21 protein-coding genes and 1 riboswitch are annotated in these 24,502 nt (G+C 71.5%); of the genes, 8 read left to right on the top strand and 13 right to left on the bottom strand.

From position 1 onward, the window contains the following. The first annotated feature begins 394 nt into the window (after positions 1-394). Positions 395-1,288, top strand: coding sequence for a sugar isomerase (locus AB0P41_RS27730; RefSeq protein ID WP_356710469.1), 894 nt, complete (start codon positions 395-397; stop codon positions 1,286-1,288). Positions 1,289-1,436: 148 nt separating this feature from the next. On the opposite strand, the gene AB0P41_RS27725 is transcribed toward AB0P41_RS27730, so the two are convergent. Both AB0P41_RS27725 and AB0P41_RS27720 read right to left on the bottom strand, forming a co-directional pair. Then, positions 1,437-2,021: a hypothetical protein gene (locus AB0P41_RS27725; protein ID WP_365934738.1), complete on the bottom strand. Its 585-nt coding sequence runs from the start codon at positions 2,019-2,021 to the stop codon at positions 1,437-1,439. A gap of 227 nt (positions 2,022-2,248) precedes the next feature. After that, the gene (locus tag AB0P41_RS27720; RefSeq protein ID WP_356710465.1) at positions 2,249-3,115 is read right to left on the bottom strand and encodes a transglycosylase SLT domain-containing protein; all 867 of its coding nucleotides are present in this window, start codon (positions 3,113-3,115) and stop codon (positions 2,249-2,251) included. Positions 3,116-3,119: 4 nt separating this feature from the next. Beyond that, a riboswitch (cyclic di-AMP (ydaO/yuaA leader) is annotated at positions 3,120-3,305 on the bottom strand. Positions 3,306-3,662: 357 nt separating this feature from the next. Between AB0P41_RS27720 and AB0P41_RS27715 the strand changes: the two genes are divergently transcribed. Beyond that, positions 3,663-3,893 carry a hypothetical protein gene (locus AB0P41_RS27715; RefSeq protein WP_356710463.1) on the top strand — a complete coding sequence of 77 codons (231 nt, stop codon included), beginning with the start codon at positions 3,663-3,665 and terminating at the stop codon, positions 3,891-3,893. A gap of 17 nt (positions 3,894-3,910) precedes the next feature. After that, positions 3,911-4,306, top strand: a complete 396-nt coding sequence (locus tag AB0P41_RS27710; RefSeq protein ID WP_356710461.1) for a helix-turn-helix transcriptional regulator — start codon at positions 3,911-3,913, stop codon at positions 4,304-4,306. 76 nt (positions 4,307-4,382) lie between these two features. Here AB0P41_RS27710 and AB0P41_RS27705 read toward each other — a convergent pair whose 3' ends face one another. The 4 genes from AB0P41_RS27705 to AB0P41_RS27690 form a co-directional block, all read right to left on the bottom strand. Beyond that, on the bottom strand, positions 4,383-4,835 hold the full coding sequence (locus AB0P41_RS27705) for a flavodoxin family protein (protein ID WP_356710459.1): 453 nt from the start codon (positions 4,833-4,835) through the stop codon (positions 4,383-4,385). Positions 4,836-4,908: 73 nt separating this feature from the next. Beyond that, on the bottom strand, positions 4,909-7,182 hold the full coding sequence (locus tag AB0P41_RS27700) for a heavy metal translocating P-type ATPase (RefSeq protein WP_365934735.1): 2,274 nt from the start codon (positions 7,180-7,182) through the stop codon (positions 4,909-4,911). Between the two features lie 533 nt (positions 7,183-7,715). Beyond that, entirely contained in the window at positions 7,716-8,144 is a 429-nt protein-coding gene (locus tag AB0P41_RS27695; RefSeq protein ID WP_365934733.1) for an NUDIX domain-containing protein, read from the bottom strand. Between the two features lie 35 nt (positions 8,145-8,179). Next, entirely contained in the window at positions 8,180-8,869 is a 690-nt protein-coding gene (locus AB0P41_RS27690; RefSeq protein WP_365934731.1) for an FCD domain-containing protein, read from the bottom strand. Between the two features lie 192 nt (positions 8,870-9,061). Between AB0P41_RS27690 and leuA the strand changes: the two genes are divergently transcribed. Together leuA and AB0P41_RS27680 are read left to right on the top strand one after the other, a co-directional pair. After that, positions 9,062-10,879 carry a 2-isopropylmalate synthase gene (gene leuA / locus AB0P41_RS27685; protein WP_365934730.1) on the top strand — a complete coding sequence of 606 codons (1,818 nt, stop codon included), beginning with the start codon at positions 9,062-9,064 and terminating at the stop codon, positions 10,877-10,879. Continuing rightward, the gene (locus tag AB0P41_RS27680) at positions 10,876-11,685 is read left to right on the top strand and encodes an ATP-binding cassette domain-containing protein (RefSeq protein WP_365934729.1); all 810 of its coding nucleotides are present in this window, start codon (positions 10,876-10,878) and stop codon (positions 11,683-11,685) included. The genes leuA and AB0P41_RS27680 overlap by 4 nt, the downstream gene beginning before the upstream one ends. On the opposite strand, the gene AB0P41_RS27675 is transcribed toward AB0P41_RS27680, so the two are convergent. Further along, on the bottom strand, positions 11,624-12,529 hold the full coding sequence (locus AB0P41_RS27675; RefSeq protein ID WP_356710447.1) for a LysR family transcriptional regulator: 906 nt from the start codon (positions 12,527-12,529) through the stop codon (positions 11,624-11,626). The genes AB0P41_RS27680 and AB0P41_RS27675 overlap by 62 nt on opposite strands. Positions 12,530-12,674: 145 nt before the next feature. Between AB0P41_RS27675 and AB0P41_RS27670 the strand changes: the two genes are divergently transcribed. Continuing rightward, positions 12,675-13,550 carry an SDR family NAD(P)-dependent oxidoreductase gene (locus AB0P41_RS27670; protein WP_365934727.1) on the top strand — a complete coding sequence of 292 codons (876 nt, stop codon included), beginning with the start codon at positions 12,675-12,677 and terminating at the stop codon, positions 13,548-13,550. Positions 13,551-13,564: 14 nt separating this feature from the next. Here AB0P41_RS27670 and AB0P41_RS27665 read toward each other — a convergent pair whose 3' ends face one another. Then, entirely contained in the window at positions 13,565-14,893 is a 1,329-nt protein-coding gene (locus AB0P41_RS27665) for an enolase C-terminal domain-like protein (RefSeq protein WP_365934725.1), read from the bottom strand. A 49-nt stretch (positions 14,894-14,942) separates the two neighbouring features. Further along, positions 14,943-16,280, bottom strand: coding sequence for a gluconate:H+ symporter (locus AB0P41_RS27660; protein ID WP_356710441.1), 1,338 nt, complete (start codon positions 16,278-16,280; stop codon positions 14,943-14,945). A gap of 206 nt (positions 16,281-16,486) precedes the next feature. Here AB0P41_RS27660 and AB0P41_RS27655 point away from each other — a divergent pair, with 206 nt between their 5' ends. Beyond that, positions 16,487-17,275, top strand: coding sequence for an IclR family transcriptional regulator (locus tag AB0P41_RS27655; RefSeq protein WP_365934723.1), 789 nt, complete (start codon positions 16,487-16,489; stop codon positions 17,273-17,275). Positions 17,276-17,322: 47 nt separating this feature from the next. Here AB0P41_RS27655 and AB0P41_RS27650 read toward each other — a convergent pair whose 3' ends face one another. From AB0P41_RS27650 to AB0P41_RS27635, 4 genes are all read right to left on the bottom strand, one after another. Beyond that, a complete protein-coding gene (locus tag AB0P41_RS27650) occupies positions 17,323-18,540 on the bottom strand; it encodes a cysteine desulfurase-like protein (protein ID WP_365934721.1) in 1,218 nt (405 codons plus the stop codon). A 26-nt stretch (positions 18,541-18,566) separates the two neighbouring features. Beyond that, positions 18,567-20,042, bottom strand: a complete 1,476-nt coding sequence (locus AB0P41_RS27645) for an aldehyde dehydrogenase family protein (RefSeq protein ID WP_365934719.1) — start codon at positions 20,040-20,042, stop codon at positions 18,567-18,569. Positions 20,043-20,221: 179 nt separating this feature from the next. Further along, positions 20,222-21,790, bottom strand: a complete 1,569-nt coding sequence (locus AB0P41_RS27640) for a polysaccharide lyase family 1 protein (protein ID WP_356710433.1) — start codon at positions 21,788-21,790, stop codon at positions 20,222-20,224. A gap of 323 nt (positions 21,791-22,113) precedes the next feature. Further along, positions 22,114-23,322, bottom strand: a complete 1,209-nt coding sequence (locus AB0P41_RS27635; protein WP_356710432.1) for a CaiB/BaiF CoA-transferase family protein — start codon at positions 23,320-23,322, stop codon at positions 22,114-22,116. 360 nt (positions 23,323-23,682) lie between these two features. Here AB0P41_RS27635 and AB0P41_RS27630 point away from each other — a divergent pair, with 360 nt between their 5' ends. Then, positions 23,683-24,480 carry an alpha/beta fold hydrolase gene (locus tag AB0P41_RS27630; protein ID WP_365934717.1) on the top strand — a complete coding sequence of 266 codons (798 nt, stop codon included), beginning with the start codon at positions 23,683-23,685 and terminating at the stop codon, positions 24,478-24,480. Positions 24,481-24,502: the final 22 nt, after the last annotated feature.

Genomic DNA, 24,502 nt, shown 5'->3' with positions numbered 1-24,502 from the left:
CCGACCACATTCCGGCCGCGTGTTCGAACTCAGCCAGTGCGTCGGTCCGATGACGTGAAATCGTCCCTTCGGGAAGCCGCCCGCCGCCGCACGGTGACCGTCCGGGGTTGCCCGGGAGCGGTACTCCAGGGGCATTTCCACCTGATGTACGGGATGTCGGCAGTGGAGTTCGCGCCATGCGACGGATACCCACGGAGCCGCGACAGAACCGGATCGAGTCGGCTACCCACCGAGCATGGCCGAAAACCGACCCCGCCCGGAGGGTGGCAGCACGGGCAGTTTGCTTGTTCTTGCTCGAATGCCCCATGTAACATGCAGGATCGAACAAGCGGGCGTCGATTTCACACAACCCCGTCCCACCAGATGCGAGCAGCAGTGGAAGCGGAGTGCGGACATGTCGCATGTCGAGACCGAGACAGCCGGCCAGCCCGAGTGCTGGCGCCGCGCCGCGGAGGCCGCCGCCGGCCACAGGGCGGCCCTGCCCGCCACCGGTGAGCGCATCGCCGTCGTCGGCTGCGGAACGTCGTACTACATGGCGCAGGCGTACGCCTCACTCCGCGAGAATTCCGGGCAGGGCGAGTCGGACGCGTACGCCGCCTCGGAGTTCCCCTTCGGGCGCTCGTACGACCGGGTCGTCGCGCTGACCCGGTCGGGGACGACCACGGAGGTACTCGGCCTGCTGACCCGGCTGCGGGGCACCACCAGGACCGTCGCCGTCACCGCCGACCCGCGGACCCCGGTGATGGACGCCGCCGACGATGTGGTCGTCCTCGACTTCGCCGACGAACGGTCCGTGGTGCAGACGAGGTTCGCGACCACCGCGCTGACGCTGCTCCGCGCCCATCTCGGGCTGCACACCGAGGACGTCGTACGGGACGCGGAGACCGCGCTGGCGGAGCCGCTGCCCGAAGGTCTTCTGGAATGCGGTCAGTTCAGCTTCCTGGGGCAGGGGTGGACGGTGGGGATCGCCAACGAGGCGGCGCTCAAGATGAAGGAGGCGTCCCTGTCCTGGACGGAGTCGTATCCGGCGATGGAGTACCGCCACGGCCCCATCAGCATCGCCACCGCCGGGACCGCGACCTGGATGTTCGGCACCGCCCCGGACGGGCTGCGGGAACAGGTGGTGGCGACCGGGGCCCGCTGGGTGGAGAGCGGACTGGACCCGCTGGCCGACCTGGTCCGGGTCCAGCGGCTGGCGATCGCCCGCGCGGCGGCCCGTGGACTCGACCCCGACCTGCCGCGCCATCTGACCCGGTCGGTGGTGCTCGGCACGGCTCCGGGAGCCTGAACGGCCCCCTGGGCACGGGAAGGGGCCGTGCCGGCCGACGGCAACGCCGCGAGTGCGGCGCCGGCACGCCTGCCCCGGCATGATCCGGGCGAGCGGACCTGTCATCCGGGCCGGGGGTCCGGCCCGGTGACAGGGGTGCCCGGAGAGGTCAGGCCTCTTCGAAGTAGGCGTCCAGCGCCTCGTCGAGCTCCGCCGTCCACCCCTTGAGGTCGCTCCGGGACCCGGCCTCGACCTCGGCGTTGAACCACCGGCGGCTCGACAGGTGGACCGTCACGGTGAACCGGCGCCCGAAGCGGCCGGTCTTGACCTCGACAGCGCCGATCTCGGACCAGTCGAACTCCGCCTCCTGGTCGTCGAGCCGGAAGCGGACACCGTCCGCGTCCACTCTGATGGATCCGCGCCGGTCGCTGACCTCGAAGACGGGGCCGTCCGCGGCGCCCTCGGCCCCGGCCTCCGGGGCGTCGTCGTCGGCCCCGGCCGTGCCGTCGGAGGCCGCGGCGTCCACGGTGGTGTCGTCGGGGGCGGCCGAGGGTTCGTCCACGGCCTCCTCGCCGAGCGCGTCCGCGGCCCCGGCATCCCGGGGCTCGTCGGCCTTCTCCGCCTTCCGGGGCGCCGCATCCTCCTTCTCCGCCTCCGTCCGCGCGGGGGCAGGGGCCGTCAGGCCAGGGATGTACGCCGGGTCTGTCCCCGCGGCGAACTCGGGCTTCGTCTTCGAATCTATGCGCTGCTCCACGGCGGGCAGTATGGACGACGAACCTGTACGAGACCAGTCACCCGCGCCCCGCCGGGCCTGTCGGCGCCACCTCGGCCGCCGTGACGCGGACGGCACGGGACCTTCGGAACGGATCGGCGCCGGAAACGGACGACGGGTGGTGCGGGTTCCGCCGAACCCACACCACCCGTCACTTCTGTCCCTCTGTCATACACGTCCGCGTGTCAGAGGTCCCGCCTCGGCAAGGCTCAGTAGGCCCCGAAGACGTTGTCGATGGAGCCGTACCGGTCCGCGGCGTAGTTGCACGCGGCCGTGATGTTGGCGACCGGGTCGTAGCTGTCCATCGACGTACCGGGCACGTGGTAGGCCTGGAAGGTCGGGTCGATGACCTGGAGCAGGCCCTTGGACGGGACCCCGTTGATGGCGTTGATGTCCCAGTTGTTGATGGCCTGGGGGTTGCCCGCGGACTCGCGGATGATGTTGCGGTGGATGCCCTCGTAGCTGCCGGGGATGCCGTGCTCGGCCATGACGGCGAGCGACTCCTTGATCCAGCCGTCGAGGTCGTCCGTGTACGAGACCGGCTCGGCGGCCGGAGCGGCCTCGGCGGCGGGTGCGCCTTCCGCGGCGACGGGCGTGCTCGTGCGCTCCGAACGGTCGGCACGGTCGGCGCTCTCCGCAGCGCGGTCGGACGAGGCCGAGGCCTTGGATTCTGCCTTCTCTCCCTTGTCCGCCGACTTGTTCTCGGCCTTGCCGCCGATGGTCAGCTTCAGACCGGGGTGAATCAGGTCCGGGTTTCCGCCGACAACCTTCTCGTTGTCCTCGTACAGGGCCTTCCAGCCACCGTCCACGGAATGCTCGCGGGCGATCTTTGCAAGGGTGTCACCCAAGATCACGGAATAGGTGACGGACTCGGACTTCTGCGCGGCAATTCCCTTGCCGGACGCGGCAGTCGACGTCGCAGCCTTTTCCACGGCGACCGGCTGGGCCGGGGCCGCGAAGGCGCCGGTCGCACCGATCACCGGGAGGGCCAGGGCGGCTCCGCCCGTGCTCACGGCGATGATGCCGCGGGTGAGCGAACTGGTCCTGGAACGACGGTGCTTACCGTTTTCGGGCATGCTGAATTCCTCTCCGTCGCCTGCGAAGTGAGCTGTCGGGTTCGGGCTGGAGATGCCCGGCCGCACACGAATGCGACTTCACCCCGAGCCGCTCCGGAAACCGGATCGGCGCTTACTTGGGTCCCCCGCTCCTGCCGTACGAGAAGTAGTCGGGTAACCGGACGGCGGCAGGATTCGGCGTTCCGCCCGGAGTGATGGAGACCGTAGGCGAGAAATAGGGAAAGGAACAAGCCTGGCGCGATGATCACAATTCATTCGCAAGATCAATTCTCGGGAATTCATGTAATCCACCCCACATCGCGCCGGCCATCTCTCTTGGCACAGAAGGGAACCGACTGCCGCGCCCTTGCGTCCGGGCCCCCGGGAGTGACCCTGGTCACGGAGTCCGATTCGGGCGATTTGCTCCCGAGCGAAGGCCTCAGGTCACACGAAATGGCCTTTTATGTATTACAGGATTAATTCCAAAAAACTACCTCAAATCGGGCATACGACTCACAGCTGAGACCCAGACGCATACAGGGGGCGCCCGCGTGGAACCGATGCGCCTATGACTGAAAGCCCCCTCGCCTCGGCACCCCGGATCACCGTCCTGCCCGTCCAGCCCGGGGATCCGCCCTTCCGGATCGTGGAGATCGACGGAGAGGTGATCGGAAGCGCGACGGCGATGACGGATGTGCTGATCGCCGCCGCGGCAGCCGGCATTCCGGTCCACGACCTCGACGACCCGGCCGTCATCCGGTGGGTGGGCGGGGGCAAGCTCACCTGGAGGCCGCGCTGAGACATATGGTGCAGCGCATGCAGACCTACACCATCGGGCAGGCGGCACGTCTTCTCGGCGTGAGCCCGGACACCGCCCGGCGCTGGGCGGACGCCGGCCGCGTCGCGACCCATCGCGACGAGGGCGGGCGCCGCCTCATCGACGGCCGCGATCTGGCCGCGTTCTCGATCGAGGTCGGCCAGGCCGCCCCCGGCGAGGAGGAGGTGCCCTACACCTCGGCGCGCAACGCCTTCCCCGGGATCGTCACGGCGGTGAAGCTGGGCGATGTGGCGGCCCAGGTCGAGATCCAGGCCGGCCCGCACCGCCTCGTCTCGCTGTTGACCCGGGAAGCAGTGGAGGAACTGGGACTCGAGGTCGGCATGCAGGCCACGGCCCGCGTGAAGTCGACCAGCGTGCACATCGACCGCACCTGAGGCGGCATCCGCCGCCGGGAGGCGGCCGTCCCCGCCGACGGGTCCCGGCAGCGTGGCGGCGCGGCCCGGGAGTACGTCAGTCCATCAGCCCGGCGGCGAGGGTCGCCCCCAGCTCCCAGCACGCCTCCGTGTCGGCCTTGCCCGGCTCGCCGGTGACGGTCACGGCGTCGGCCGTGCGGCGCCATCCGAGGCCCGTGGTGATCGTCTCGATGCCCCGCACGGCCCCGGTGACGTCGTTGCCGCCGTGCACGTAGTAGCCGAAGGGCCGGCCCTTCGTCGCGTCCAGGCACGGGTAGTAGACCTGGTCGAAGAAGTGTTTCAGGGCCCCGGACATGTACCCGAGGTTCGCCGGGGTGCCGAGCAGGTAGCCGTCGGCCGCGAGCACATCGGAGGCCGTGGCGGAGAGCGCCGCCCGTCGCACGACCCGGACCCCTTCGATGTCCTCCGTCGTCGCACCGGAGACCACCGCCTCGAACAGCGCCTGGCAGTTGGGCGAGGGCGTGTGATGCACGATCAGCAGAGTGGCCACGCTGCCGAACCTACCCGCTCACCGATGCCCGCGCCCCTGTCGGGGGACGCGGGACGGCGGGGCGTGGCCCCTCTCAGCCGGCGGGGCGGAAGCCGCGCAGCCGGAGGCTGTTGCCGACGACGAAGACCGACGAGAACGCCATGGCAGCACCGGCGATCATGGGGTTGAGCAGGCCGGCGGCGGCGAGCGGGAGGGCCGCCACGTTGTAGGCGAAGGCCCAGAACAGGTTCGAGCGGATGGTGCCCAGCGTCCGGCGGGAGAGCCGGATCGCGTCGGCGGCCACCCGCAGGTCCCCGCGTACGAGAGTCAGGTCGCCGGCCTCGATCGCGGCGTCCGTGCCCGTGCCCATGGACAGGCCCAGGTCGGCCTGGGCGAGCGCGGCGGCGTCGTTGACCCCGTCCCCGACCATGGCGACGCTGCGTCCTTCCGCCTGGAGCCTCTTGACGACCTCGACCTTGTCCTGCGGCATCACCTCGGCGATGACCTCGTCGATACCGACCTCGGCGGCGACGGATGCGGCGACCGCCTTGTTGTCGCCGGTCAGCAGGACGGGGGTCAGCCCGAGGCCGCGCAGCCGCCGGACCGCTTCGGCGCTGGTCTCCTTGACGGCGTCGGCGACCTCCAGGACCGCACGCGCCTCGCCGTCCCAGGCCACCGCGATCACGGTCCGTCCGTCCTGCTCGGCCAGGTCCTTGGCCTTCCTGAGCTCTTCGGGAAGCTCGATGGACCAGTCGGCCAGCAGCCTCTCCCGGCCGACGAGGACCGCGTGGCCCTCGACGACGCCCTGCACACCGAGGCCGGGGACGTTGACGAAGTCCTCGGGCGTGGGCAGCGTGCCCACGGCCCCGGCGGCGCCCTCGGCGACGGCCCGGGCGATCGGGTGTTCGGAGGAGTGCTCCAGTGCGCCCCCGAGGCGCAGCACTTCGGCCTCGTCCGTGGAGGCGGCCGCGTGGACCTTCAGCAGTGTCATGCGGCCGGTGGTGACGGTGCCCGTCTTGTCGAGGAGGATCGTGTCGGCCCTGCGGGTGTTCTCCAGGACCTCCGGTCCCTTGATCAGGATGCCGAGCTGGGCCCCACGGCCGGTGCCGACGAGCAGGGCGGTGGGCGTGGCCAGACCCAGTGCGCAGGGGCAGGCGATGATCAGTACGGAGACGGCCGCCGTGAAGGCCGCGGTGAGTCCGGCACCCGAGCCGAGCCAGAAGCCGAGCGTGGCGAGCGCCAGCCCGATGACGACCGGCACGAAGACCGCGGAGATCCTGTCGGCCAGGCGCTGGGCGGATGCCTTGCCGCTCTGGGCCTCTTCCACGAGTGTGGCCATCCGGGCGAGCTGGGTGCCGGCGCCGACCCTGGTGGCCTCGACGACCAGGCGGCCGCCGGCGTTGAGCGTCGCGCCGGTGACGGAGTCACCGGCGGAGACCTCGACGGGCACCGACTCGCCGGTGAGCATCGAGACGTCGACGGCGGAGGACCCCTCGACGACCGTCCCGTCCGTGGCGATCTTCTCGCCGGGGCGGACCAGGAAGCGGTCCCCCACGTGCAGACCGGCCGTGGGCAGGGTGATCTCACGGCCCTCACGCAGCACGGTGACTTCCTTGGCGCCCAGCTCCATGAGCGCCCTGAGGGCGGCGCCCGCCTTGCGCTTCGATCGCGCCTCGAAATACCGGCCGGCCAGGATGAAGGCCGTGACGCCGGCGGCGGCCTCCAGGTAGATGTTCCCCGCTCCGTCGCCGCGGCTGATCGTGAATTCGAACGGATGCGTCATGCCCGGCATCCCGGCGGTGCCGAAGAAGAGCGCCCACAGTGACCAGAGGAACGCCGCCGACGTACCGACCGAGATCAGGGTGTCCATGGTGGCCGCACCGTGCCGGGCGTTGGTCCAGGCCGCGCGGTGGAAGGGCCAGGCCGCATAGGTGACGACCGGGGCGGCCAGCGTGAGGGAGAGCCACTGCCAGTACTCGAACTGGAGGGCCGGGATCATGGCCATCGCGACGACCGGCGCGGCGAGCAGCACCGCCGTGACGAGCCGCTGGCGCAAGGACCGCAGCTCGCCGGCGGCGCGCTCGTCCTCGTCCCGGCGGGCGGCGGGCCCGCCGGAGTCGCCGGGCTCGGGGAGGGGCGGAGCCGGGCGCTGTGCGGTGTAGCCGGTGGCCTCGACCGTGGCGATCAGGTCGTCGACCGAGATGTCCTCGGCGAAGGCGACTCTGGCCTTCTCCGTGGCGTAGTTGACCGTGGCCTCGACCCCCTCCATGCGGTTGAGCTTCTTCTCGATCCGCGCCGCGCACGAGGCACAGGTCATGCCGCCGATGGCGAGCTCGACCCTGTCGGCGCCGGGAGTGGCTGTAGTCATTTACTGCTCCTCGTCCGAACGGAGTCCACTATACCCCTCATGGGTATCTACCTCCCGGCCAGGTATACCCCCAAGGGGTACGCCTGGCAAGCCTTCCGAGCGGTACCCCCTACGGGTATACGGTGTGAGACATCGGACCGTTGCGAGCCCTCCGCACAGAAGGCCACAGGAGCAGTCATGAATCCCGCCGCGAAGATCACCGCGTTCACCGCCGCACTCGCCGCGTCATTCGGCGCCGCATACGGCGCGGCGTCGGCGCCGTCACGGACCCCGGAGCCGGCGCCACCGGACCCTCCGGCCGCACGGAGGGTGCGGCGCCGCAAGCCGGGGGCAGCCGCACCGGACCTCCGGCCGGGGGCCTCCAGATCTCCGAGGGCGGTTACACGCTCGACCTCACAAGGGCACCGTCCGGACGGCGGCCTTCACCGTTCCGTCCGGGGGGCGGTGGAAACCCCCCGTCCGGCGACGCCTTCGGGCGGGCACGAGGACGGGGGGCACGGCCACTGACGTACGGCGGCGCTGCCCGGTCCTTCTCAGAGCTCCAGGTCCCCCAGCCACGCGTCCTGCCCGTCGGCCAGGGGCCGCCGCAGCGGAAGGGCCTCGAACCGGCAGGCGAAGGTGAGGCCGGCGTCCGCGCCGTCACCCCGCACCCGGTGGACCCATGCGTCGGGAGTGTCGTCCGGTGCCCGCAGCAGGAAGAAGGTGGTCCGGCGCGGCTCCCGCGTCTGCGGGTGCGGCCTCTCGTCGACGGCTGTCGGCCGGACCACGACGGCGGTCAGCAGGCCGGTCTCCTCCGCGACCTCCCGCAGGACGGCGCGGGGCAGCTCCTCGCCCGGCTCGATTCCCCCGGCGGGGATCTGGGTCCCGGCCTCAGCCATGCCGACGTGGTCGAACACCAGCAGCTCCGCGCCCTCGCGGCAACGGACCACATACGCGGCGACACGGATTCTCGGCCTGCTCATCCCCTGCCCCTTCCTCCCGGCCCACGGTGAGGCCGCTACAGCGACGTGAGCCGGACCAGCGTCTGCTCCAGCTCCTCGCGGAGCGTACGGCCCGCCGCGTCGCCGTCCCCCCGCGCGACGGCGTCCACCAGCGAGGCGTGGCCCTCGTCGCCGTGGTTCGGGTCTCCTGAGCGCAGTTCGAGCAGTGCGAGCATGTCGATCAGCCCCTGGCGCAGCGTGGGGACGAATTCGGTGAACAGCGCCGAGAGCACGGGGTTGTGGGCCGCCGCGACCACGGCCGCGTGCAGTGCGATGTCCGCGTCGACGAACGCGGCGTCGCCCGCGCCGGCGGCGGCGCGGCGTCCGGCCAGGGCGGTGGTGAGGGCCGCGACGTCGTCGTCCGTCCGGCGCCGCCCGGCCAGCCGCGCGGCCTCGACCTCGATGCCGATGCGGACCTCGTAGACGTCGGTGACGGCCGCCCGGCGCAGCCGCGTGGCCCAGTCCTCCTCGGGCTCGGCCGCGATGACGAAGACGCCCGCCCCCTGTCTCGCCCGCACCAGCCCCGCCCCCGCGAGTGCGCGCAGCGCCTCACGGACCGTGGAACGCCCGACCCCCAGGGAAGCGGCCAGGCTCGTCTCACCGGGGAGTTTCGTGCCCACCGGCCAGGCACCCGTGCTGATCTGCTCGCGCAGGTGTTCGGCGGCCTGCTCGACCAGGGGCGAGGGTCTCAGGGATCCCAGCGGCATGTGAGGTCACTTCCCGATTCACACCTCAGGTTGTCTGAGGAGTTGCTTCCGGCTACTGTACCCGGCATGCCGCTGAACGAACTCCTTCTCCTCGTCCGCCGCTGCGGGGCCTGACACGAACGACCGGCCCCCCGCAGCGGGTGTCGGGCTGTGCCGGTCATCTCATGGCCGACCGAGAGCAGTATTCCCGCGATGACTTCTTCCTCCGGCACTCCGTCCCCCTCGGGGACCATGGCCTTCCCCACCCTCCGCACGCCGTCCGGTGACCTCCCGGCGGCCGCGCCGGCCTGGAATCCCCAGCGCCCGAGCGCGATGCCCCACCACCGCTACCGCCCCGCTCACGAGCGGGTGGCACTGCCCCTGACCGACCGCACCTGGCCCTCCCGCCGGCTCGAGCGCGCTCCCCTGTGGGTCCCCGTCGACCTGCGGGACGGCAATCAGGCGCTGGCCGAGCCCATGGACACCGGACGCAAGCGCCGTCTCTTCGACCTCCTGGTCACCATGGGCTTCAAGGAGATCGAGGTCGGCTACCCGTCCGCCAGCCGGACCGACTTCGACTTCGTACGCCACCTCGCGGCGAGCGACGCGGTGCCCGACGACGTGACGGTCTCCGTGTTCACCCCGGCCCGCAAGGACCTGATCGACCGGACCGTCGACTCCGTCGAAGGGCTCCCCCGCACTCTGATCCACCTCTACACCGCCACCGCGCCCGTGTGGCGGGACGTCGTCCTGGGCCGGTCCCGCGCCGAGGTCCGGACGCTGATCAGGGACGCCGCCACGCATCTGATGCGCCGCGTGGAGGAACGGCCGGGTGGGGACGTCCGGTTCGAGTTCTCCCCCGAGGTCTTCAACCTCACCGAGCCGGACTTCGTCCTGGAGATCTGCGACGGCCTCACCGAGCTGTGGGAGGCGAGCCCGGACCGGCCGGTGATCCACAACCTGCCGGCCACGGTGGAGATCGCCACGCCGAACGTCTACGCCGACCAGATCGAGTACATGCACCGCCATCTGGCGCGCCGCGACTCCGTGATCCTCTCCGTGCACCCGCACAACGACCGGGGCACCGGCGTCGCCTGCGCCGAACTCGCCGTACTGGCAGGCGCCCAGCGGGTGGAGGGCTGCCTGTTCGGCAACGGCGAGCGCACCGGGAACGTCGACCTGGTGACCCTTGCGCTCAATCTCTACGCGCAGGGCGTCGACCCGATGATCGACTTCTCCGACATCGACGCGGTCCGTGACGTGGTGGAGCACTGCAACCGGCTCCCGGTCCACCCCAGGCACCCCTACGGCGGTGAACTCGTGCACACGGCGTTCTCCGGCACCCACCAGGACGCCATCGCCAAGGGCATGGCCCGCCACGCGAAGCAGGCAGCCGAGTCCGGGCTGAGCGCCGGGGAGGCGCCCTGGGAAGTGCCGTACCTGCCCATCGACCCGGGTGACATCGGCCGTACGTACGAGGAGGTCATCCGCATCAACTCCCAGTCGGGGAAGGGAGGAATCGCGCATCTGCTCCGCACCCACCACGGGCTCGACCTGCCGCAGGCGATGCGTCCGGACTTCTCGCGTACGGTGCAGCACGTCACGGACAGCACCGGGCGCGAGCTCTCCCACAAGGAGCTGTGGGACCTCTTCCGCGCCACGTACATCGCCCCCGCGCAGGACGGTCCGCTCACGCTGGAGTCCTGGACCACCTCGGAGACCGGGCCCGGCGAGCACGAGTTCACCTGCGAGCTGCGCGCCGACGGCCGGACCCGCTCCTGCCGGGGCACCGGCAACGGCCCGCTCTCCGCCCTGACGGACGCCCTGCGTCCGGCCGGTGTCACGGTCGACGTCCTCGGCTACGCCGAGCACTCCACCACCACCGGGCCGGGCAGCCCCGCCGTCGCCTACGCCGAGTGCCGCGTGGACGGGGTCACCCGCTGGGGATCCGGCTGGGACACCTCGGTCCTCGCCGCTTCCGTCCACGCCGTCATGGCCGCCGTCAACCGCACCGGAGCACAGACCCGATGAACGACACACCCCCCGTCCTCCGCGTCCACGACGTGGACCTCGTACGCGACGGGAACCACATCCTCGGCGAGGTGTCGCTGACCGTACGGGCCGGCGAGCACTGGGCCCTGCTCGGCGCGAACGGCGCCGGCAAGAGCACGCTCCTCAGTCTCCTCGGAGCCCTCGCGCACCCCACCCGGGGCACGGTCGAGGTCCTCGGACACGAGCTGGGGCGCGTCGACCTGCGCCAGTTGCGCACGTACGTCGGCCATGTGGACCCGCGTCACGCGCTGCGCTCACCGCTGAAGGTCAGGGACGTCGTCCTGACGGGCCTGACCAACAGCATCGAGCCGGTGCCCCGTTGGCGGCCGACGGCGGAACAACTCGCTCTGGCCGACAGCCTCACCGGCCTGCTCGGGCTCGCCGGACGGCGCGAGGCCAGGTGGCCGACCCTGTCCCAGGGTGAACGGGGGCGCGCCCTGATCGCCCGGGCGCTCATGCCGCGGCCCCGGCTGCTGCTCCTGGACGAACCGGCGACGGGGCTGGACCTCGCGGGCCGTGAGCAGCTGATCGAACGGATCGACACCCTGCAGCAGAGCTCACCGGAGCTCGCGTCGGTCCTGGTCACGCACCACCTGGAGGAGCTTCCTCCCGGCACGACGCACGTGATGCTGCTGCGTGACGGGCGGTGCCTGGCGTCAGGCCCCGTCGACGACGTGCTGACCAGCGATCAGATCAGCAAGTGCTTCGACCATCCGGTCCACCTCACCCGCTTCGAGGGCCGGTGGAGCGTGCGGACGAGCCGGCCGACGCGACGGCGTGCCTGACGAAGCGCCGTACGGCCGGCGTCGTACGCTCCCGCGGCCAGACCAGCCGCAGGGGTACGGCCGGCCCGTCCTCCAGGGTGATCCCGACGGTTCCCTCGGGCGCACCGGTGCCGTCCGCCGCCGGGGCGGCGAGCGCGACGGCATGGCCGAGCCGGACCACCGCCAGCATCTGCAGGCCGTCGCTCACCTGGGGCCCCGGCGTGCCCGGCAGTCCGTCCGGCCAGAGGCCCGGGTCGTCGAGCTGGGCGCCCGGGCCCAGCCAGCGGAGCAGTGGTTCGCCCGTGAGGTCGGCGACCGTCAGGGTCTCCCGGTCCGCCAGCCGGTGCCGGTTCCCCACCAGCACGCTGACGCGTTCGTGGCGGACCACCACGCTGTCGAGTCCGTGTCCGGGCAGGGCGGCGCGCAGGAGCGCGATGTCCGCCTGCCCAGACCGCAGCCGGCCGAGCTGGTCGTCGATCGTGCCGACGGTCATCCGGGCCGGGGCCCCCGGACCGGTCTCGTTGTAGGCCCGGACCATGCCGTCCAGCAGAGCGGCGTCGCAGCCGGGGCCGGTCACCGTCACCGAGGTCCGCTGCTCGGCGGCCCGGCGTACCCGCGAGGTGACGTTCCCCGCCTGGGCCAGCAGCGACCTGCCCTCTTCGAGCATCGCGTGACCGGCGGCCGTGGGTGTGACGCCCTTCGGGGTGCGCAGCAGCAGAGTGGTGCCCACGGTCCTCTCCAGGGCCAGGATCGCCCGGGAGAGTGCCGGCTGCGTCATCGACAGCCGCTCTGCGGCGCGGGTGAAGTTGCCCTCCTCCGCGACAGCGACGAAGTAGTGGACCTGCCGGATCTCCACATCACCCATGCGCGCATTCTCCCACCTGTGGCCATGCCGCCGCGGCATCGGGCCATGCCGGACAGGAACTTCCATGATCGGTGCCCAGCCTGTCTGCTGGAGGCACGGACGGGGTTCACCCGCCCGCGGACGACCCGGCGAAGGGGAGCAAGCAATGACTGAGCACAGCCCTAAGGCAGTGGTGACGGCCGGCACCGGCGGCATAGGTCTGGAGACGGCCGTGGGACTGGCACGTCAAGGATGGGACGTCACTCTCGTCGCCCGAGACCCGGCCCGGGGAGGGGCGGCCGTGGCCCGTGTCGACGAGGCCGCCGGGCGAGGCGCGGGGCGTTTCGTCCGCGCGGACCTTGCGTCGCTCGCCGAGACCCGGCGGCTTGGGCAGCGCCTCGCCGCCGAAGGCGCCCTGGACCTCCTCGTGAACAACGTGGGCGGCATGTGGACCGAACGGTGGGAGAGCCCCGAGGGCATCGAGGCGAGCATCGCCCTGAACCACCTTTCGCCCTACGTCCTCACCGAGGCCCTTGTCGACGCGCTCGCCGCCGCGGCCCCGAGCCGCATCGTGAACGTCACGTCGAGCGCCATCGCCGCGGCCGAGACCGTGTTCGACGACGCCGAACCGACGGGCCCCCACTACGGTCTGGCCGCCACGGGACGGGCCAAGCTGGCCCACCTCGCACACTCCATGGAGCTGGCCGGGCGCCTGGAATCCAGAGGCGTCTCGGTGCTCGCCGCCGATCCCGGGGCGGCCGCGACCGACAACGCAGCGCTCATGACCATCGACATCCTGCCGCCGGCGCTGCGGCCCCATTGGGAGCAGATCCTGAAGGGCGTCTCCGCTCCGGTCGCGTCGGCCGCGAGGGGCCCGCTGGCCGCCGCCACCGACCCTGCACTGGAAGGGCGGACCGGCCTGGTCGTCGGACCTGACGGGACGGTGGACGACACGCTCCTGGGGTTCGTCACCCCTGAACTCACCGAGGCCGTGCGCAGGTGGACGGCGCAGCTCCTGGCGACGGCGGCACGCGCCTCCTGACGGGGCGGTCCGCCCTACCGCACCAGGCAGGGCCGCTTGGCGTCGAAGGTCCAGCCGGGCACGAGGTACCGCATGGCCTCGGCGTCGTCCCGCGCCCCCAGTGCCTTCTCGCGGTAGAGCTCGTGGGCCGCGAGGAGGCGGTCCATGTCGAGTTCGACCCCCAGACCGGGGGCGTCGGGGACGGCGATCTCGCCACCGGCGATGCGCGGCGGTTCGACGGTGAGCCGCTCCAGTCCCTCCTGCCAGATCCAGTGTGTGTCGAGGGCGTTGTACTCGCCGGGGGCGGCGGCGCCGCAGTGCGTGATCATGGCGAGCGAGATGTCGAAGTGGTTGTTGGAGTGGCAGCCCCAGGTGAGGCCCATCGCGTTGCACAGCTGTGCCACCCGCACGGATCCCTGCATGGTCCAGAAGTGCGGGTCGGCCAGTGGGATGGAGACCGACTGGAGGGCCAGGGCGTGGGTCAGCTGCCGCCAGTCGGTGGCGATCATGTTCGTCGCGGTCGGAAGGCCCGTGGCGCGGCGGAACTCGGCGAGGATTTCGCGCCCCGAGTAGCCGTCCTCCGCCCCACAGGGGTCCTCGGCGTAGGCGAGCGTGCCCACCAGCGGGGTGCACAGCTCGACCGCCTCGCGCAGCGACCAGGCTCCGTTCGGGTCCAGGGTGATCCGCGCCTCGGGGAAACGGTCCTTGAGCGCGCGTACGGCCCGGACCTCCTCCGCGCCGGCGAGGACTCCGCCCTTGAGCTTGAAGTCCCGGAAGCCGTACAGGCCGTGGGCGGCCTCGGCCTGGCGGACGATCGCCTCGGGCGTGAGTGCCTCCTCGTGCCGGATGCGGTACCAGTCGACCTCGGATCCGGGTTCGCGTACGTACTCCAGACCGGTGCGGTCCGGGTCGCCGACGTAGAAGAGGTAGCCCAGCACGCGTACGGAGTGCCGCTGGAGGCCGTCACCCAGCAGCGCCGCGACCGGTACGTCGAGGTGCTGGCCCAGCAGGTCGAGCAGCGCCGACTCGACGGCCGTGACGGCGTGCACCGTGGTTCGCAGGTCGAAGGTCTGCGCGCCCCGTCCGCCCGCGTCGCGGTCCGCGAACCGGGCCCCGATCTCGCGCAGGACGCGCTTGTAGTCGCCCACCTTCGCGCCGACCACCAGCGGCTCGGCATCCCGCAGGGTCCGGGTGATCTTCTCGCCTCCGGGCACCTCCCCCAGTCCCGTACGGCCTTCGGAGTCCTTGAGGACGACGATGTTGCGGGTGAAGAAGGGGCCGTGGGCGCCGGAGAGGTTCAGCTCCATGCAGTCGCGGCCCGCGACCGGATAGACGGCGAAGTGGGTGACGGTCGGCTGGTTCATGCTGGTCCGTTTCCTTGGGTACGGGAGGGGGGCTGGGGGGCTGGCGCGTTCAGAGGCCGATGCCGTCGAGGGCCCACTCGGCTGCCAGGACGCCGCCGAGGCCCAGGACCGCGAGCACCGTGGTGTAGCCGGTACGGACCTTGATGGCCTGGATGACCGAGAGGTTGAAGTACTCCTTGAACAGCCAGAATCCGGGGTCGTTGACGTGGGAGAAGGCGATCGATCCGCACGAGACGGCGAGCACCATCATCTCGGGGTGGACGCCGCTGCCGGCGAGGAGCGGCAGCACGACGCCGGAGGCGGTGACCACGGCGACCGTCGCGGAGCCGAGCGCGATGCGGAGGATGGCGGCGATGAGCCAGGCGAGGATGATCGGTGAGACGGCCCAGTGCTCGGTGATGTCCTTGATGTAGTCGGATATTCCGCCTTCGACGAGGACGTTCTTGAAGGCACCGCCCGCGCCGATGACCAGGAGGATCATCGCCATGGCCTGGGCCGCCGAGGCACAGGAGGCGCTGACGTCGGCCAGGCTGCGGCCGATGCGCGGGCCGAACGCCCAGGCCGCCAGGAGGAGGGCCAGCAGCAGTGCGACCGGTGCCGAGCCGATGAAGGCGACCCCGTGCAGGAAGGCGCTCTCCCCGGAGGTGAGCATGTCGGTGACGGCCGCGCCGGCGATGAGGACCACCGGGAAGAGGGCCACGAAGAGGGACCAGCCCATGCCGGGCATCTCCTCGTCGGTGAACTCGCGCTCACTGACCAGGCCCTTGGGTATGGAGGGGTTCATCGCCCGCACGAACGGCAGCCGCGGCCACAGGAGCGCGATGAGCGCACCGGCCGGCACGGCGATGAAGAGGCCGTAGAAGAGGGTGTGGCCCACGGAGGCGTGGAAGGTCGCGGCCACGGCGGTCGGGCCGGGGTGCGGTGGCAGGAAGCTGTGCATGGTGGACAGGGCGATCGACATCGGCAGGCCCACCCAGAGCAGGTTCACCCCGGTGACCCTGACGAGGGTGAACGCGATGGGAACGATGATGATGAAGGCGACCTCGTAGAACATGGTCACGCCGATGAGCATGGACGTGACCACCATGGCCACCTGGACACCGCGCGGCCCGAAGGCGTCGAGCAGCTTGCCCGCGATCCGCTGGGCGGCGCCCGAGTCGCCCATGACCCGGCCGACCATGGCGCCCAGGCCGATCGTGAGCATGGTGTCGCCGATCTGGTCCCCGATGCCGGCCGAGAGGACGTCCGGGATCTCGACCGCCGGGATGCCCTGGACCAGCGCGACACCGACCGCCACGAGCAGGAGTGCGGCGAAGCCGTTGAGCTTCATACGGGTCATCAGGAGCAGCAGCACCAGAACGCTGATCCCGACCACGAGGAGCGGCATGTCAGTTCCCCTTTGAACTGTCGGACTGTCGGGCTGCGGAACCCCGGCCTGCGGAGGCTCCTCGTCGGCGCCGCCGGCGTGGGGCGCCTCGGTGACCGCGCCGACTCATCCCTGTATGCAGATGGCGTACATGTATGAGAACGGAGGTTAGGCGTGTGAACGCGACGCGGTCAATGGGTCCGACCACTCGGATTTAGGATGTGGACATGCCGGAGAACAACGGGGTACGTGGGGTGAAGTCGGCGACCCGCACCGTCGCGCTGCTCGAACTCCTCGCCGCCCGGGGCGACCGGCCGGCCCGCCTGGACGAACTCGCCGGGGAACTGGGCGTACCGCGCAGCAGCATGTACCAGCTGCTGCGGACCCTCATCGACTGCGGCTGGGTGCGCACCGACACCACCGGCTCGCTCTACGGCATCGGCATCCGCGCCCTGCACACGGGGACGAGCTACCTGGACAGCGATCCGCATGTGCGCGCGGCCCGCCCCTATCTGGCCGAGGCCTCGGACGCACTCGGCGAGACCATCCATCTGGCCCGGCTCGACGGCACCAACGTCGTCTATCTCGCGACGCGCGAGTCACACGAGTACCCGCGCACCATCAGCCGGGTCGGCCGCCGGATCCCGGCCCATGCCGGGGCGCTCGGCAAGGCCCTGCTCGCCGAGCGGCCCGACCACCAACTCCCGCTGCCCGAGGGCCCACTGACGGCCCGTACGGAGAACACCCACACCGAGCGCTCCACCCTGGTCGCCGACCTCGCCGGTGTGCGGGAGCGCGGCTACTCCATCGACCGCGAGGAGACGGTGACGGGCATCGCCGGCTTCGGTTTCGCCCTCCGGTACGACTCCCCGGCCATCGACGCCATCAGCTGCTCGGTGCCGGTGGCGCGGCTCAGCGAGGAGCACGAGACCCGGGTCGTGGCGGTCATGCGGGAGATCCGGACGAAGATCGAAAGCGTCCTGTCCCCCGCGTCCGGCGCCCCCGACTGGCGCTGACCGGCGGCCGTCCGGAAGCGCCGCTCGCGCGGTGCCCCGCCGCCGTGTCAGCGGCGGGGCACGTCCAGCGCGTTCAGGAGCCGGTCGACGTCCTCGTCGCACGAGTAGGGCGCGAGACCGGCCCGTACGCCGCCCTCCTCGCCCAGTCCGAGACGGTGGGACGCCTCCCACGCGTAGAAGGATCCCGCCGGTGCGTCGACACCTCGTCCGGCCAGGTGCCGGGAGACCTCCTCGGGTTTCCGGCCCGCCACCGTGAACAGCGTCGTCGGCGTGCGCCGTGCCGCACGGGAGTACACCGTGACGCCGTCCAGCGTCGCCAGGCCCTCCTCCATGCGGCCGTGCAGCCGGTCCTCGTGCGAGGCGAGCGCGGTGAACGCCTGGCGCAGATCCTGCCGTCGGCTGCCCGTTCCGGGGACGAGCGCGGCGAGGAAGTCCACGGCCGCCGTCGCGCCCGCCAGCAGTTCGTAGGGCAGCGTGCCCAGTTCGAAGCGCTCGGGGACGGCGTCGCTGGAGGGCAGCAGCTTGTCCGGCCGCAGACTGTGGAGCAGTTCCCGCCGCCCGGTGAGCACGCCGAGGTGCGGTCCGAGGAATTTGTACGGCGAGCAGACCAGCGTGTCCGCGCCGAGCGCGGACAGGTCGACCGTGGCGTGCGATGCGTAGTGCACCGCGTCGACGTGGAAGAGCGCGCCGGCCCCGTGCACCAGCGCCGCGAGGGCCGGGATGTCGGGGCAGGTGCCGATGAGGTTGGACGCGGCCGTGACGGCGACGAGCCGGGTGCGGCCGGACAGCACGGCCTCGATGTGCTCGGCGCCGAGCTCGCCCGTCGCGGGGTCGAAGTCGGCCCACCGGACCGTCGCCCCCACGGCCTCGGCGGCCTGGACCCAGGGGCGGATGTTCGAGTCGTGGTCCAGCCGGGAGACCACCACCTCGTCCCCCGGGCCCCAGTCCTTGGCCAGGGTGCGCGCCAGGTCGTAGACGAGCTGCGTGGCACTGCGCCCGAACACCACCGACCCGGCCTCCGAGCCGAGCAGGTCGGCCAGGGCCCGCCGCGCGCCGGTCACGATCGCCTCGGCGTTGCGTCCGCCTTCCGTGAGCGGGCCTCGGTTGGCCAGCGGACGGGAGAGTGCCTCGGTGATCGCGTCGATGACCTGCCGGGGCATCTGGGTGCCGCCCGGCGCGTCGAAACGGGCGGTGCCCGCCTCCAGCGCGGGGAAGCAGGCACGGATCGCCCGTACGTCGAGGATCTGGCCGGTATCGCTGCTCAAGGGGTACTCCAGGGGAAGCCGGGCGGTCAGAACGGGTAGCGCTCGATGCGGGCCTGAGCGGTGATCCACTGCACGTCGGAGAAGGTGTCCAGGCTCGCCCTGCCGCCGAAGCGGCCGCCCGTCCCGGACGCCTTGGTACCGCCGAAGGGGGCCACCGCCTCGTCGTCCACCGTCTGGTCGTTGATGTGGACCGCACCCGATTCGATCCGGTCGGCGAGCTGCCACGCGGCGAAGGCGTCACCCGTGAGGATCGACACGGACAGCCCGTACTCGGAGGAGTTGATGATGTCGACGGCCTCGTCGACGGTCTCGTACGCGACGACGGGGGCGACCGGTCCGAACACCTCCTCCGCGAACGCCGGCGAGTCCGACGGGACACCGGTCAGGACGGTCGGACGGTAGAACAGGCCGTCGTAGGTGCCGCCCGCCGCGAGCTCCGCTCCCTGCTCGACGGTGCGCGTGACGATCGAGTGGATCCTGTCGCGCTGCCGTTCGTCGATGACCGGGCCGAGCACGTTGGCCGGGTCCACCGGATCGCCGACCGGGATCCCGTTCGCCTTCTCGGCCAGCTTGGCGGCGTACTCGGCGGCCTGGGAGACATGCACCAGATGGCGTCCGGTGGTCATGCAGATCTGCCCCTGGTGCAGGAAGGACCCCCAGGCACCGGCCGATGCCGCCGCGTCCAGGTCGGCGTCGGGAAGGACCAGGAGGGCGTTGTTGCCGCCCAGCTCCAGGTGGACCTTCTTGAGCAGAGGGGCCGCCGCCGTGCCGATCGCACGGCCGGCCGGGGTGGAGCCGGTGAAGGAGATGCAGGGCACGTCCGGGTGCGCGACCAGGGCCTCGCCGACCTCGGCGCCGCCCGGCAGGACGTGCAGCAGGCCTTCGGGCAGCCCGGCGTCGGCCAGCAGTTCGGCGAGGGCGAGGCCGCCGGACACCGGAGTGCGGGGATCGGGCTTGAGGACCACCGCGTTGCCCGCGGCCAGCGCCGGGGCCACCGAGCGCATGGCCAGGATGGCGGGGAAGTTGAAGGGGCTGATGACGCCCACGACGCCGAGCGGGAGCCGGCGCACCGCGGAGAGGCGGGGCTTGGAGCTTCGCAGCAGCTCGCCGTAGGGCTCGGAGGTCAGCGCCGCCGCCTCGTTGAGCTCCGAGACGAGCAGTCCGACCTCGAACCGCGCCTTGCCCTGCCCTGAGCCGGATTCCGGGACGAGCCACCGCGCGATGCGGTCGGGATCGGCGGACAGCAGGGCGGATGCCTTGATGAAGACCTGGGCCCGCTCGGCGTAACCGAGCCTCGCCCAGGCACGCTGCGCAGTCCTCGCGGAGGCGACCGACGTGTCGACGTCCTCGGCGGTGGCCGCGCCCACGGTCGCGACGATCTCGCCGGTGGCGGGGGCCGTCACCTCGATGGTGCCGCCGCCGGCAGCGCGCCAGGAACCGTCGAAGATCTTCGCGGACCAGATCGGCCCGGACGCCGGGGAAGCGGAGTCTGTGCTGCTCATGGTGGAGTCCTGTCCGTGAGTCGGGATCGGATCGGCGGGCGGGGAGTTGCGTCGGCTCTGCCTGCCGATTCCACCACAGGGCTCATGTGCGGCGTTCCCCCCGGGGGGGGCGCACCACCACGCGAACGGGGGCCGTCGCGTCCGACGGCCCCCGTTCACTCACCGCTGTCCGGCGTACGTCATCCGGCGTACGTCTCGAATTCGGCGACCTTCGGTGTACCGGTCGAGCCGGTGATCTCGAAGGTGATCTTCTTCAGCGAAGTCTTCGGGACCGTGATGACGCCCGCACCGCTGCCGGAGGTCAGGACGGCGCCGGTGTCGCCGTTCAGGACCCTCCAGGTTCCGATGCTGCCGGTGGAGCCCGACGCCTCGCGGACATTGATCTTGGCGACCGAGGTGGCGGTTCCCCACTTGACCGAGACGGAACCGGTCGAGCCGGCCGGCGACCAGTAGGTGCTCATGTCACCGTCCCGCACGTTGCCGTAGCTCGTCCCGCCGGCCTTGCTCGAACCGTCCGCGCCCGCGCCGATGCTGAGGTTGGTCCCGGTGGGCGGGTCCGTCGGGTCCGGCGTCGGGTCCGTCGGGTCCGGTGTGGGATCGGTCGGGTCCGGTGTGGGGTCCGTCGGGTCCGGCGTCTGCGGCGTGCAGTTGCCGTCCGACACCTTCAGGCCCTTGTTGGCACCGGCGGTCCCGGCCACGATCCCCGGCACGCAGCTCGCACCGTCGAGCGTGTAGGAGTAGGGGATGCTGACGGTGGTGTTCGACGTCGGGTTCGGCCCGGCGGGCTGGTTGTCGCCGCTACGGGCCGACCAGGTCACGTTGTCGAAGGTGTTCCCGCTGACCTGCCAGTATCCGGCCGCGTCGGTGTAGAACGTGCCCAGGACGTCCTTGGAGTCCTTGAAGTAGTTGTTGTCCACCTTGGCCTTGGCGCCTGCCCGGGAGTTGATACCGGACTCGTTGAGCTTCACGTAGTAGTTGTTGTAGATGTGCGAGATGCCGCCACGCAGCAGGGGGGTGCGCGAGTCGAGGTTCTCGTACAGGTTGTGGTGGAAGGTGACGTAGCCGTTCGAGACGTCGGACTCGCTGGAACCGATGAGGCCGCCGCGGCCGGAGTTGCGCAGGGTGCTGTAGGACAGCGTGACGTACTGGGTGTTGTCCTTCATGTCGAAGAGGCCGTCGTAGCCCTCCGACTCCCCGCCCGACGCCTCCAGGGTCGTGTGGTCGACCCAGACGTTGCGGACATCGCTCTCCATGCTGATGGCGTCACCGCCGTTGGAGGTCGGCGAGCCGGACTTCTTGACGTTCTTGACGGTCACGTTCTGGATGATGATGTTGCTGGACTCCCGGATGTGGATGCCCAGCTGATCGAAGACCGCGCCGCTTCCCACACCGACGATCGTGACGTTGCTGATCTGCTTCAGCTCGATCACACCGGCGGCGGTGTTGCAGCTGTCGCCCGACACCTTCGCGGTGTTGCCGTGGTTGACGGTGCCCTCGACCTCGATGGTGATCGGGGTGCTGCTGCTCGCCCGGCCGCACAGGGCCGCGTGGATCGCGGTACCCGTGGAGGCCCGCACCGTCTCACCGCCGGCTCCGCCGGTGGTCCCGCCGTTCTGGGTCGCGTAACCGGTGGCGCTGCCCGCCACCGCCGCTGAGGCCTCGGGCATCGACATCACCACACCGGTCGCCGCCGCCACGGCCAGGGTGGCCAGCGCGGCGTTGAGTCGCAGTGCGAGTGGTCGTCTCATGTTCGTGTCCCCATTCGTCTTCACGTGCTGGGTTTCGCCGCGGTCGCAACGGCGGACCGGCGGGACCGCCGGTGGTGACCGGGCAGCCTCGTCGGCGGTGGTGCGTGAGCCCTTCGCCGGACCGGTGGCGGCTCGTGCGCGTCCGTCGCGACGGCCGTCGCTGCGGACGCTTCCACCGGGGCGGAACCAGGAGGGGAAAGCGCTTTCTGCCCGCGACAATAGGGTGCCCACCGTCAACTGACAAGGTTCATGACACGTCTGGAATCCGGCTCGGCCCCGGATGGCGCGACAGCGGGACTGCGGACCGGCGGAGTTCCCCGGGATCAGACGACGCCGGCGGCCCGCAGGGCGTCGATGTCTGCGGGCGTGTGGCCCAGCTCGGCCAGGATCGGTCCGGTGTGCTCGCCCACCGCCGGGACCGCGCCCATGCGCGGGGAGGTGCCGGCCAGGTCCACGGGCGGCAGCAGGGCCGACATCGTCTCCCCGCCGGGTACGGGCACCTCCCGCCAGCGGTTCCGGGCGGCCAGCACGGGGTGTTCCAGGAACTGCTTCACGTCGTTGACGGGGGCGTTGGCGATGCCGATGGCGTCGAGCAGCTCCATCACCTCGCCGCTGTCCGACGCGGCGATCCGCCCGGCCAGGAGCGCCTCGACCTCCTCGCGGTGACTCACCCGCGCGGGCCCGCCGGCGAAGCGCGGGTCGTCGGTGAGTCCGGGATCGCCGAGGAACTTCTCGCAGAGGGCCGCCCATTCGCGTTCGTTCTGCACGGAGAGCAGTACGTCCTTGCCGTCGGCCGCGGTGTAGGTGCCGTACGGGGCGATGGTGGCGTGCCGGGTACCGGCCCGGGGCGGCTGCGCCCCGCTGTACGCCGTGTAGTAGGCGGGCTGGCTCATCCATTCGGCCAGCGCCTCGAAGAGGGAGACCTCCACGGCGCGTACGGAACCACGGGTCGCCCGCGTGAACAGCGCGGTGAGGATGCCGCTGTAGGCGTACATACCGGCGGCGATGTCGGCGACGGACACCCCGACCCGCGCGGCCTCCTGGGCGCTGCCGGTCAGGGAGACCAGCCCGGTCTGGCACTGGACCAGCAGGTCGTAGGCCTTACGGTCCGCCCACGGCCCGCTCGATCCGTAGCCGGTCACCGAACACGGGATCAGCGACGGGAACCGCTTCGCGAGCGCGTCGGCGTCCAGGCCCATGCGGGCGGCGGCGCCGGGCGCCAGGTTCTGTACGAACACGTCGGCCTGCGCCAGGAGTTCCTCCAGGACCTCCCGCCCCTGTTCCGACTTGAGGTCCAGGGTCACCGATTCCTTGCAGCGGTTCAGCCACACGAAGTAGCTGGACTGGCCGTGCACCGTGGTGTCGTAGCGGCGGGCGAAGTCGCCCTCGCCCGGGCGCTCCACCTTGATCACCCGAGCTCCGAGGTCGGCGAGCTGGCGGGTGGCGAAGGGAGCGGCCACCGCCTGCTCGACGCTCACGACCGTGATGCCGGACAGCGGCAGGTCGTCGGCGGGCGCTGCGTTCTCGGCCATGCGTTGTCCTCCGGAGGTGTCGGCGGCCCGGGCGGGAGTACCATCATCTGCGTTCATGTGCGTGCGGCCCAGCCCCGGAGGGGTGACGGGCATCGCCGGCACGGGCTCCCGGAGAGCACGACCGGCCTGCTCGCCGAGCCACCGGTGCGGCCGACCGGACGGGGAACCGCTCTGATGACGACGCCCCTCAGCGCCCGCTCCTGGTGCGGGAGCATCCGTGGGCGGTGGCTCCCGTGGCCGACGGATGGACCGTTCCACCCGGCACCGGCGTCGTGAACGGCACGCTCGGCGCGGCGCCGCTGTGCGGGCGCGTCCGGCGGCAGATGATCCTGGGCACCCACACCTCCGGAAGGAACTCCTGTGACCGGCACCGACGAACACCCCGACGCCTTCGTACGGACCGATGACGGGGTGTCGGTGGCGTACCAGAGTCGCGGCACGGGCCTCCCGCTGGTCCTCCTGGCAGGGCAGGCGAACAACCACCACTGGTGGGACGGCGTACGCGAGGACTTCCACGGCGCCCGCTTCACGATCACCATGGACTACCGCGGCACCGGCGCGAGCGACGCGCCCCGGGAGGGCTACTCCACGCGGCGCTTCGCGGAGGACGTGGTGACGGTCCTCGACGCGCTGGGCGTCGAGCGGGCCGATGTCTACGGCACCTCGATGGGCGGCCGCGTCGCCCAGTGGGTCGCCGCCCGCCACCCCGACCGGGTCCGGCGCCTCGTCCTCGGCTGCACCTCGCCCGGCGGGCCGGCCGCCGTCGAACGCGATGCCACGGTGCGCCGGGCCCTGGCCCTGCCCGACCCCGACGCCGTACGGCAGACGCTGACCGAGCTTATGTACAGTCCCGGCTGGATCGCCCGGCACCCCGGTCCGTACAAGACCCTCGGCGATCCCCATATGCAGCCGCACGCCCGGCGCGGGCACCTGACCGCGAGCAACCGGCACGACGCGTGGGACGCGCTCCCCTCCGTCGCGGCTCCGACGCTGATCCTCCACGGCGACCAGGACCGGCTCACCCCGCCGGAGAACGTCCCGCTGCTCGCGGACCGCATCCCGGACGCCACCGCCCGTCTCCTCCCAGGCGCCCGGCACGCCTACTTCGAGGAGTGCCGGGAGGCGGCCGGCGCCCTGGTCCGCGAGTTCCTCGGCTGAGCGGGGCGCCCGTGCCTCCACC

The sequence above is a fragment of the Streptomyces sp. NPDC079167 genome, from assembly GCF_040686735.1.
In the GTDB taxonomy this organism is placed as follows: domain Bacteria; phylum Actinomycetota; class Actinomycetes; order Streptomycetales; family Streptomycetaceae; genus Streptomyces.
Note: the sequence above shows the minus strand (reverse complement) of the source record. Positions and strands in the feature narration are given on the sequence as shown.

Coding starts and splice junctions, on each gene's coding strand:
- AB0P41_RS27700 (WP_365934735.1), bottom strand. CDS start 7,182: ATGACTACAGCCACTCCCGGCGCCGACAGGGTCGAGCTCGCCATCGGC.
- AB0P41_RS27635 (WP_356710432.1), bottom strand. CDS start 23,322: ATGGCCGAGAACGCAGCGCCCGCCGACGACCTGCCGCTGTCCGGCATC.
- AB0P41_RS27670 (WP_365934727.1), top strand. CDS start 12,675: ATGACTGAGCACAGCCCTAAGGCAGTGGTGACGGCCGGCACCGGCGGC.
- AB0P41_RS27645 (WP_365934719.1), bottom strand. CDS start 20,042: ATGAGCAGCACAGACTCCGCTTCCCCGGCGTCCGGGCCGATCTGGTCC.
- leuA (WP_365934730.1), top strand. CDS start 9,062: ATGACTTCTTCCTCCGGCACTCCGTCCCCCTCGGGGACCATGGCCTTC.
- AB0P41_RS27730 (WP_356710469.1), top strand. CDS start 395: ATGTCGCATGTCGAGACCGAGACAGCCGGCCAGCCCGAGTGCTGGCGC.
- AB0P41_RS27720 (WP_356710465.1), bottom strand. CDS start 3,115: ATGCCCGAAAACGGTAAGCACCGTCGTTCCAGGACCAGTTCGCTCACC.
- AB0P41_RS27690 (WP_365934731.1), bottom strand. CDS start 8,869: ATGCCGCTGGGATCCCTGAGACCCTCGCCCCTGGTCGAGCAGGCCGCC.
- AB0P41_RS27655 (WP_365934723.1), top strand. CDS start 16,487: ATGCCGGAGAACAACGGGGTACGTGGGGTGAAGTCGGCGACCCGCACC.
- AB0P41_RS27640 (WP_356710433.1), bottom strand. CDS start 21,790: ATGAGACGACCACTCGCACTGCGACTCAACGCCGCGCTGGCCACCCTG.
- AB0P41_RS27660 (WP_356710441.1), bottom strand. CDS start 16,280: ATGCCGCTCCTCGTGGTCGGGATCAGCGTTCTGGTGCTGCTGCTCCTG.
- AB0P41_RS27695 (WP_365934733.1), bottom strand. CDS start 8,144: ATGAGCAGGCCGAGAATCCGTGTCGCCGCGTATGTGGTCCGTTGCCGC.
- AB0P41_RS27680 (WP_365934729.1), top strand. CDS start 10,876: ATGAACGACACACCCCCCGTCCTCCGCGTCCACGACGTGGACCTCGTA.
- AB0P41_RS27665 (WP_365934725.1), bottom strand. CDS start 14,893: ATGAACCAGCCGACCGTCACCCACTTCGCCGTCTATCCGGTCGCGGGC.
- AB0P41_RS27710 (WP_356710461.1), top strand. CDS start 3,911: ATGCAGACCTACACCATCGGGCAGGCGGCACGTCTTCTCGGCGTGAGC.
- AB0P41_RS27675 (WP_356710447.1), bottom strand. CDS start 12,529: ATGGGTGATGTGGAGATCCGGCAGGTCCACTACTTCGTCGCTGTCGCG.
- AB0P41_RS27715 (WP_356710463.1), top strand. CDS start 3,663: ATGACTGAAAGCCCCCTCGCCTCGGCACCCCGGATCACCGTCCTGCCC.